A 10,172-nucleotide genomic window follows, 5' to 3' on the forward strand; every position below is an offset into this window, starting at 1 on the left:
TACACCTTAATTTCTGCAACATTTGCATATCCTACACTTGGAGATACATATCTTATATATCTAAACTTGCTTGCATTATTTATTGTTACTTGATTCCACCCTGCTGATGGTTGAGATGGTATTGTATATAAGTCTACATATCCACTACTGCTTGAAGTAATTGAACCTTGGAATTTACCTCCTACCATTCGTCCTGCCCAACCTGATCTTGGATAATAACTTATCTTTGTTATTTGTCCTAGATTTCCTACTCCTAAATCTATTCCTGTGTATCCACCACTTCCACTAGAATAGTCAAAATATGTATTCGTATCTCCATCAAAAGCTTTATCATACGTACTATTTGAACTAAATGCTGGTGATGTTCCAAATGCTGTTCCACTTAGCTCTACAGGATCTGTTTCTGTGGTGCTTACTGCTACTGCTGTACTTGCTGCTGATTCATTCCCTGATGCATCTTTTGCTGTCACTGTAAAACTATACGATGTATTTGGGGTTAATCCTGTTACATCAAATGTCGTTGCTCCCGTTGTTGTTCCTATCTTTTTTGTCCCATTATATATATCATATTCTGCTACTCCTACATTATCTGTCGATGCTATCCAGTTTAATGTTAAGCTTGTACTTGCTATAGAACCTAAAGTTACATTTGTTGGTGCTGTCGGGGATGCCGTATCTGCTATAGTTGTTACTTCTGTTGCTGTACTTGGTGCCGATTCATTCCCTGATGCATCTTTTGCTGTCACTGTAAAACTATATGATGTATTTGGGGTTAATCCTGTTACATCAAATGTTGTTGCTCCCGTTGTTGTTCCTATCTTTGTTGTCCCACTATATATATCATATTCTGTTATTGTAACCTTATCTGTTGAGTCTGTCCAGCTTAGTGTCAATCCTGTGTTTGTCACTGAACTTGATATTAAATTTATTGGTGCTGTTAAATCATTTTGATCTTTAGTAACAGTTAAAATGTTACCATTACCATCATATGTATAAATCACTTTTTGACCTGAAGCATATATAACTTCTATTAATCTATTTAAATTATCATATTTATATGTAGCTGCATAAGCCGTATTGTTAAAGCCAGTAAAAACTAAAATCATAATTACTGATGTTAACAATAGTTTTATTTTTGACATTTATCTCTCCCCCTTCATTTACTTTATTAATTTTAGTTGTTCTTAGTATATAACTTTAACTATCAATATTAAAAATATCATTTAACAAACCTATTATTTTCTTCTTTTCCTTTGTTCTAGTTTTTTCGCTATATAAAAGGAAAGCCATAAAAACTACAATTAATAGTATAGCCAAAATAGCATTTATTACCCTTTCTCTTATTGATATTGAATTTTCAAAAAATACCATACCAATAATAAATACTATACTACCCAAAGTACCCACTATTGCAATAATCCAAATAAACAATCTACTAAATATACTTTTATTAAAAGTCCCTATTATCTTAGTTTCATCTTCATTATTATTTGACAACTTAATTTTACACAAAACAGGAACATATGCTATGCCCCTACTAATTATTGATATATTACCATTTTTAATTTTACATAAATATTTATATGTTATAATTTTTCCTGAATTATCCATACCTAATGGTGAATAATAGTCATGAATAGCCTTTTTTATCATATTTAGGCATTGTTCTTGATTTTTTTTTATTGTCACCTCAAATTTATTCATATTATTTCATCCTTTTCATAAAATTTATTTTAAATTTTTAACAATTGAATTTTTTATATAATTTAAAAATTTTATTGGGTTAAAAGCTCCAGTTTGAACAGTATATGTTACACCAGTAAATGCCGAAGGAAATATTGGACTTAAATCCGTGTATTTTAAAAACTGTACATTTGCTCCTGTATAGTTTGATCCCTTAACTACTGCTCCTGAAATGGCATTATATCCTCCTCCTACTACAACACTGCTACCATTTATGTCATTATAATGCTCAGCATCAGTATATGTTGCTGAACCACCAATCCCAATTATAGGAGTGCATCCAAGTACACCACCAGTTGCATAAAGTGAAACTCCATCACTGCTAATATTAAGTCCTGCTTCTCCTGATACTCCAACACCCCCTCCTATTGATCCCCCAGCACCAAGTTGGAGAGTCCACAATCCAAGTGGATCTATACCCATTATTGGATTACCATTTGCATAAGCAAATCTATTCAAGCTCTCACCATTGTTTATTGTCCCTACTATGGTATCCTGATTTATAAAGCGTTTTGCATCAGTATTATAATACCTAGCTCTCATATATAATACATTATCATCTGTCATAACTCCATAGCTACCAACATACTGAAATTGTGTATTTGCATTGCCTTGATGATTTATAAGTTTACCATATGTATCATAACTGTATCTATCTGTTACTTCTCCTTTTTCATTCGTTAATGCTGTAGTACTTCCCCTTCTATCATAATGATATAAGCTATAATTATTTTGTGAATCTTCTTGGGAAATAAGTCCTATTCCATATACATAATCTGTTACATTTCCATTGGAGTCTTTCTTCGAAAGCACCTGGCTTAGCTGTGAATTAGGATTTATTACATAAGTAGTTTTATTTCCATCTTCAGTTACAGCTGTTCTATTATTTTCAGCATCATAAGCGTAGCTAATATTTCCAACACTAGTTAGTCTATTTCTGCAATCATAATTGTAACTTACTATTTTCCCATCCAATGGTCCTGATATCATATTTCCATTTGAATCATAACTAACGTTATTACCATTATAAGTAATCAATCTATTTGATGAATCATATGTCATAGTTGAATTTTGTATTGGGATATCTGATGTTTCTATATTTGATTTTTCACCAGTAGCATTTCCTACTTTATCATAGGTGTAATCATATTGATTAATTATGTTTCCACTTTTATCTACATCTTTTATTTCTAAAACTTGTCCACCCGCATCATAAGTATATGATTCTACACTTCCATCTGGTCTTGTTAGGGTTATAAGATTGCCCTCTTTATCATAAGAATAACTGGTTGTTCTTTTTTCCCAATCTGTAACTGATGTTAATTTATTTAGCCCATTATATGCATAATTTACCACATTACCATCAGGATATGTTATAGACGTAACATTACTATTACTATCATAAGTATAACTAATAGTATTTCCATAAGCATCTGTATACTTTACTAATCTATTTAGCGAATCATATGTCCTAGTAATAGTTCCTGAACTATCTTTTACTGTTAGAAGATTTCCATTTGCATCATAAGTATAATTTATATCTCCAATTTCATCATTTGATCCAATTAATTTTCCATTATCATCGTAGCTATAAGTTGTAACTTTGCCATTTCCATCTGTTATATTCGTTAACATTCCTTTTGCATTATACTCATATTGTTTTTTTGCATATCCGTCATCTTCCCCAGTTACTCTTCCAAGTTTATCATAAGTAAACTTCTCACTTCCACCTATTGAATTTGTAATAGATGTTTGTCTTCCATCTCCATCAAAACTTTGCGTACTTGTTCCATTTTGAGCATCTGTTACAGATATTAATCTATCTAAATCATCATAGGTTAATTTTGTAACATTTCCTGCTGCATCTGTTATACTTGATATTCTATTTAAACTATCATAAGCATTTGTTGTAGAATATCCTAAAGCATTTGTGACAGCTAAAGGTTGATTAAGTTTATTATAGCTTATGTCTTTAATTGTCCTTCCATCTGCATCAATATTATTTATAATATTTCCTGCTGCATCATAATTCATTTTTATTGTATTTCCTAATGAATCTGTAACAGCTGTTTCCCTGCCACTTGCATCATAAGAATATTCAGTTGAATTTTCTTTTGCATCTGTAGATTTTATTAGTCTATCTTCTCCGTCATATTGATAACTTGTCTTATTCCCCTGTGCATCTACTGTTGTTAATAAATTCCCATTATCATCATAAGAATAGCTAGTAGCATTTCCTTTAGCATCTTTACTTGTTAGCTTATTTCCTCTAATATCATATGTATATGATACACTATTACCTAATGTATCAGTTATTGACAATACATTATCATCATTATCATATGTCATTGTTGTCGCTTTTCCCAACTGATCGATAATTTTTGTAGTTCTGCCTGCAGCATCATATTCGTATTGAGTACTATTTCCTAACGCATCAATTTCCTTATTCATTAACCCATCATTATAATTATAAGTAGTTGTAGCACCTTCCTTTGAAGTATGAGTTAATAATAGACTGTTTGAATCATATGTATTACTCTCAGTTTTACCAAAAGTATCAGTAGTTGTTAAAAGATTATTATTATTATCATATGTATATACTGTTTTTTTATTTTGCCAATCCTCCACAGATAGTAAATTATCGTTAGCATCATAAGTCATTGTTGTGGTGTTTCCTTGAGCATTAACATTTGTCAGTACATTCCCTCTATCATCATAAGTATATTTAGTCGTATTCCCATTTTCGTCTGTCTCACTTAGCCTATTTCTATTGCTATCATAGGTATATGTTTTTATATTTCCAAGTTCATTTTTAACTTTAACAAGATTATAATTTGAGTCATGTGTAAGTGTTTTACTATTTCCATTTCTATCTGTTACTGTTGTTATTATATATCCTGGTTGCGACGCTTCATCATAAGAAAATGTTGTTAATTTATTTGTATTTAATGAATCGTCTTGTTCTATTACTCTCCCGCAAGAATCATATGTATCTTTAAAAACTTGTGTTCCATCACCAAAATTACATGACAAAACTTGTCCTTTATCGTTATAATTATAGTTTTTTGTATTACCATCCGCATCTGTTATTGTAGTGAGATTGTTACTTGAATCATAATTAAATGAAATACTTTTATTCATTCCATCAGTCACATTTTCAAGTAATCCATTCGTATTGTATTGGAATTTATAATATTCTTTTGAAATATCATCTTCAACTTCTGTAAGTTTTCCTGAAGTATCATAGGAATACTCTATTGCCTGACCATTTTTATTTTTCTTTTCGGTTAACTGTCCAGAGCCATTAAAATAATAATTATTCTTATCTTTATCTGTTAATTGAAAACTTCCATCACTATTTTTATATAATATGTAATTTTTCATTGATAAATTGCTACATGCGTATATATTATCATGACTTAGAGTAAATGTATTCTTATAAATATTAGACCAATTTACTATTATATTGTTGCTATCAATTTTTAAACTGGTATCATAATTATTATCCCATCCTCTTCCCATTTGACCATTATTTATTACCAAAGAATTGTAATTCACATTAAATTCAAAACTTTGATAAGAATTTTGTTTCATTAATGTATAATTTATAACATGCGCTCCTGTTGATGTATCTACAGGATCTTCTGCATAGCTTTCATTATCCTTGTAAAGATTATATTGACTTTGAACAGCTGATTTTGCATCTAATCCAGAAAAAATCAATCCAACATACGGATTTGCACTAAAAAACATACTTCCATCTGAATTTTTTATATCAAAGTTAGAAAAGTAAATCCCTTGAAATCCATCTGCAGTATTACTATATGGACCAAAATATCTACTAGTCCACGTTTTTCCATCAGCGCAATAATACTCTTTCACGTTCAGTGTAGTTTTAAATGCTATCCTAGAACCATCAAAATAAATATTCGCTGGATCATTTGTATCAATTGATGATAGTTTATATCCTCCGCCACTTGAATCATATTCAATTACATAGTAATTATACATATCCATGGGCAAAGATTGTGGCAAAGATGCTGGATAAGGCTTTTGATTAGTATAGGCAGCATATGTAGGGCTGACAAACAATAAAGAAAAAATTAGCAATAGTAAAAAAACACTTTTAAATCTTCGTATTAATTTATTATGTTTTGTTGACAAAATATCACCCTCTTAAATTTTATGTATCTAACTAGCTGATTTTTTGTAAATATACTTCAAATCTAGCTATTATATTTTCTATATCATAATAAACATTATAATTTTCTTAAGTTACGTCTTGAACGTAAGCTGATATTGGCATAAATTATGAGTGAAATGTTTTTTCTGCTGCTGTGAATTTTGCTATATATGTTTTATTGCAATATACTGAGAAATAGGTAATAGTGAAACTTAATTTGCATTTGTTGTATTGCTACTTGAAGACCATTATGTTAAAACACTAGATGTATTACTTGTACCGCCTGTTGTGTTACTAGTAGTTGTAGTATTGGGTAATCCCGTACTCGTTGTGTTGGTTGTGTTTACTATCTTAACTTCAATAGCTTCAACCCTTAATCCTTGTCCATCAGTAGCTGCTTCTGCTCCATCTGAAACCCAAGATTGCCATCCAATGTTTTGTACGTGAAATTCATAGGTTACACCTACTGTCTTTGTATCTGCTTTTGCAGTTTGCCCATTCATTACTTACCAAAATATCACCTTCTTAATTATTAATAGAATCTCCTTTTATTTTTAACACTTGCATTGACAGGTGCTGATACATTTGAAAGCGTCATTAATAGCGTTAAAATAATACACACTAGTTTTTTACTCGAATTAATCATTAAATTCATATCATCCATTATTATTGCTATAATTTTTACAATTTATTGTTGTAAATTTTACAAATTATTTACTTTTGTAATAAATTATATCAAAATAACAATGCAGATATTGTCATATTTTATATTTTTTTACATTTTTTTCATTCATTTTTTGACGTTATCTGATACTATTTCTTTTTATAGGTAAATTTAATTAATTAATCAATTAAAACTTTATCAGAAATTCTTAGATACCACTTTAAACAATTATTATGAAAAATAAAAAGCCCAGAGAAATATCTAGGTTTTGTAGTACGATAGTCAGAATTCTAACCTTATAACAACCGGTTCTTAGCTATAATTATTATTTTTACAAAAATTTTTAAATTTCACCAAACTATAATATATTAATTTATGATAAATTATTTTTATTAAAATGTATTATATTTGAACTTAGTCGTGAATAAATCGGAAATTTATAAAAGAAGCTTTATTATATTTATATGGTTCATACTCTATTTAAATATAAACTAATTATTATGAGTACTATGTTCAATTTGTTATTGAGAAATAAAAAAAGAAATGATAAATAATTAAAATTTTATCATTTCTTAATGAGCTCCTTACGATTGTCTGAATGCTATAATAAATAAAAGTATATAAATAATAATTATTAAAGCTAACAAACTGAATATAATTTTTTTCATAGTTTTTGATTTTTCCTCTTTATCTAATATAAAATACCCTAATAGCCAAAATAGCATAGATATTACAAATACTAAACTAATATTTATTGCTATGATATTCATTATGTTTATAACGATATTATTGCTAGATATTTTAGGTAATGCACTTATATTAGCACTAATAATTGCTATTGCAGCTATTAAAATTGATATAATACTTATTAGATTATTATAAAAATTATTTTTTATATCTTTAATTTTCTTTTTTGACTTTTCAACTTTAATTTCTGTACTTTCTATTGAAGTTTTCATTGTTTCTATATTATTATTTGTCTCAAGTATTGTTTCTTTATATGCATGTATTTCATTAAATATATAAAACATAGCTTTTTGATATCCAAGTATAGTCACACGCAACCTACCACCAATTTCAGTATTTTTATTAGCTTCTATTCCATCATGTATAAAAGCTTCAAATTTCCTTTTTATAATATCATTATTTGAATAGTCCTGGATTTCTAAACAACATATTTCATAGTCAGCTTCTTTACCCAGTTTTTCCATTCCAATTGAATTAATCATTTCTTGATACTTTTTTTTCTTTTCTTCTTCTGATAATTTACAAAACCAATCAATTGATTCTTTTATATATTTTGATGCAAATTCTATTTTAAAATTAGAATCCAAATATTTATAAAAATATAAATTTCTTAGCCTTTTAACAAACTCATTTTTGCTAATATTATGTTTTGAAGATATAATTTCAAAAATATCTTCGTTGTTTGCCAGTATACCAGTATCATCATACGTAATAATACATTTTGGTTCATAATTAACATATGCTATAATTATATCCATTTCAATTTTATCTAAAGAAAAATCAGAGTACATTACACTTGGATTATTAGTATCAAAAGCTTTCATTATTTCAGTTAATTTAGTTTTATAATCCTTATCATCCATCTTTATCTCCTATCCTTTGAAACTAGATTATTTATCATTGCGTATTTCTTAAGTCCTTATCCTTTATTATAATTATTGAAAGCTATAACATCAAACATTTAATAGTGAAATGCCTTGTAAAATTTATAAAACGATTAATGTTAATTTAAGTGTCAGTAAGAAAAGCTTAGTTAAAACTACTCCAATATGGAGCCGTTGAAAAAATAAGCTATGGTTTTACCGTTTGTCTTATTATATAATAAATAAAGTAGCATCTCTGTTCGTAAGTTGGAGGTGGTAAGTTATTATGGATTTTGTTTATCTTTCTGCAATGCTTGGTTTAATCCAGATTTGTGAATATTCAGTAGAAGACGCTAAGGTAAGAAAACCTCTTTCTTATGCAAAAGTTGCTGTAATGTTCCTCATAATTGGTATTACTCTCGGCAAAGCAGGCGTTTAGTACTTAAACTTTGACTCAACGTGATATATTGGTTGTTCTCATAACTCTTTTATTTAGCCGATAAAAGGGAATAAGCAGAGCAATGTTACTCAGCCATTTATCATACAAAAAATAATTAGACACCAGATTAGCCGTCTGGTGTCTAATTATAGAAATTTTTTTAATGCAAAAGCTTTAACATAAATTTCAAGCCATTAGGACTAGCCGGTCCCGAAGTGGCGATAAGTTCATGGATTTCGTTTATCTATCTATATTATATACTCATTATCAGATTTTATACAAGCATTTTTTACTATATATTCATGGAAATTTGAAAACTATTTTCTATGTACCTATAACTTATATTTTTGATCAAATCATTTTCTATAAGTTGTTATCATATTAAACATCTCCACTGATTCTCTATGACTACTAATGATTTTCTTAGCTCTTCATCAGTCATACTTTCATATGATAATCCCCGATTAACTATTTCTTATGGTTTTATTTCCTTTAAGAGTTCTTCCCTATTCATATTATTAAATACTTTTTTTATTACTTCTGTTGCCTTTAATGGCTCTTTATTTTCTATCCGATATGCATAAGTTAAAGCTGCTTCCCTTGCAGCTCTTTCACTTCTTATATTTAAAATTACATTTGAGCTTTCAAAATCAATCATTTTTTATATACCTCCTGTTTTCTATGATTTTCTTAATGTATTCCAGGATAAAAATATAGATGCCTCAGCATCTTCTTCATTATCTTTTATAAATAGGAATATTTTTTCCTTCTCAATAGATGAAATTATATATACACCTACTTTCCCATCGATATTTTCAGTTGCATAAGCCATAGCTTTATTTTTTATATTTTCAGGTGGATTATATATTTTTGTTTTTCCAAATTTAGACTTTATATCTAATATCATTATTTTTATAAATCACTCCTTTTATTATTTTCAAATGTAATACGAAAAGTTAACGGCCAATCACTGATCTCTCCTGAAACAATAAATCTTTGTATTACATTTTGAATAGTGGGTAAAAAAATAAAAGCCTTTTAAATCACATACTAGAGAATTTTTATTGCTTTTAATGTATTCATACCTTTTGGCTTTTTCAATAATATTTGCTCTTGTAGCAACGATTCCAATTTCAACACTAGCTTAATATGTCACTGTAAATTTAAAGTAGGTATAACAGCACTATGGCTCTCAATTTTACTACTATCAAATATTTTCTTACTATCTTTAAACTCCACATTTACATTAAATTTATTCTTTACTGCCTCAATTACAGCTTTAACCTTATCCTTTTCATTTTCTGCTAAATATTCCGTATTTGTTCGTGGGTATGTCATTAAACTTTTTATTATTTTGTATTGCTTTTTAACGTCAGGATCATCAGGTATTTTAATATGAAACAAACTGAGTCTCATGACAGTAAAGCCATGAGACTCAGTTTATCTAATGAATGCAGACTTTGGATACCCTTCTCTACATTTTCCACGGGTTTGTAACCCTCCAATACCTTTGTAGCCTGTTATAGTGTTTTT

10 protein-coding genes are annotated in these 10,172 nt (G+C 28.6%); 1 reads left to right on the plus strand and 9 read right to left on the minus strand.

The genetic code is table 11. The features are described 5' to 3' along the window. The 5 genes from B8978_RS18975 to B8978_RS18995 form a co-directional block, all read right to left on the minus strand. Window positions 1–1,142: fibronectin type III domain-containing protein (locus B8978_RS18975; RefSeq protein ID WP_176212760.1), on the minus strand; the 1,142-nt coding region annotated here is incomplete at its 3' end. A gap of 55 nt (window positions 1,143–1,197) precedes the next feature. Beyond that, a complete protein-coding gene (locus B8978_RS18980) occupies window positions 1,198–1,704 on the minus strand; it encodes a hypothetical protein (protein WP_084117850.1) in 507 nt (168 codons plus the stop codon). A 24-nt stretch (window positions 1,705–1,728) separates the two neighbouring features. Further along, entirely contained in the window at window positions 1,729–5,907 is a 4,179-nt protein-coding gene (locus tag B8978_RS18985; protein WP_084117851.1) for an RHS repeat-associated core domain-containing protein, read from the minus strand. Window positions 5,908–6,174: 267 nt separating this feature from the next. Beyond that, a complete protein-coding gene (locus B8978_RS20585; RefSeq protein ID WP_084117852.1) occupies window positions 6,175–6,429 on the minus strand; it encodes a hypothetical protein in 255 nt (84 codons plus the stop codon). A gap of 745 nt (window positions 6,430–7,174) precedes the next feature. Beyond that, the gene (locus tag B8978_RS18995; protein ID WP_084117853.1) at window positions 7,175–8,200 is read right to left on the minus strand and encodes a hypothetical protein; all 1,026 of its coding nucleotides are present in this window, start codon (window positions 8,198–8,200) and stop codon (window positions 7,175–7,177) included. Between the two features lie 286 nt (window positions 8,201–8,486). On the opposite strand from B8978_RS18995, the gene B8978_RS19990 reads away from it, so the two are divergent. After that, entirely contained in the window at window positions 8,487–8,639 is a 153-nt protein-coding gene (locus B8978_RS19990; RefSeq protein ID WP_176212761.1) for a hypothetical protein, read from the plus strand. Window positions 8,640–9,114: 475 nt separating this feature from the next. Here B8978_RS19990 and B8978_RS19000 read toward each other — a convergent pair whose 3' ends face one another. The 4 genes from B8978_RS19000 to B8978_RS20295 all read right to left on the minus strand — a co-directional run. Next, window positions 9,115–9,297, minus strand: coding sequence for a hypothetical protein (locus B8978_RS19000; RefSeq protein ID WP_084117854.1), 183 nt, complete (start codon window positions 9,295–9,297; stop codon window positions 9,115–9,117). Window positions 9,298–9,318: 21 nt separating this feature from the next. Further along, entirely contained in the window at window positions 9,319–9,546 is a 228-nt protein-coding gene (locus tag B8978_RS19005) for a hypothetical protein (protein WP_084117855.1), read from the minus strand. 245 nt (window positions 9,547–9,791) lie between these two features. Further along, window positions 9,792–10,055, minus strand: coding sequence for a hypothetical protein (locus tag B8978_RS19010; RefSeq protein WP_139796101.1), 264 nt, complete (start codon window positions 10,053–10,055; stop codon window positions 9,792–9,794). A gap of 24 nt (window positions 10,056–10,079) precedes the next feature. After that, on the minus strand, window positions 10,080–10,172 hold a 93-nt coding region (locus B8978_RS20295; protein WP_423236729.1), incomplete at its 5' end, for a sporulation peptidase YabG.

The sequence above is a fragment of the Clostridium acidisoli DSM 12555 genome (assembly GCF_900176305.1).
In the GTDB taxonomy this organism is placed as follows: domain Bacteria; phylum Bacillota; class Clostridia; order Clostridiales; family Clostridiaceae; genus Clostridium_I; species Clostridium_I acidisoli.

Excerpts from the sequence above, each read along its gene's own strand:
- B8978_RS19010 (WP_139796101.1), bottom strand. The coding sequence starts at position 10,055 with ATGAGACTCAGTTTGTTTCATATTAAAATACCTGATGATCCTGACGTT.
- B8978_RS18980 (WP_084117850.1), bottom strand. The coding sequence starts at position 1,704 with ATGAATAAATTTGAGGTGACAATAAAAAAAAATCAAGAACAATGCCTA.
- B8978_RS19000 (WP_084117854.1), bottom strand. The coding sequence starts at position 9,297 with ATGATTGATTTTGAAAGCTCAAATGTAATTTTAAATATAAGAAGTGAA.
- B8978_RS20585 (WP_084117852.1), bottom strand. The coding sequence starts at position 6,429 with ATGAATGGGCAAACTGCAAAAGCAGATACAAAGACAGTAGGTGTAACC.
- B8978_RS19005 (WP_084117855.1), bottom strand. The coding sequence starts at position 9,546 with ATGATATTAGATATAAAGTCTAAATTTGGAAAAACAAAAATATATAAT.
- B8978_RS18995 (WP_084117853.1), bottom strand. The coding sequence starts at position 8,200 with ATGGATGATAAGGATTATAAAACTAAATTAACTGAAATAATGAAAGCT.
- B8978_RS19990 (WP_176212761.1), top strand. The coding sequence starts at position 8,487 with ATGGATTTTGTTTATCTTTCTGCAATGCTTGGTTTAATCCAGATTTGT.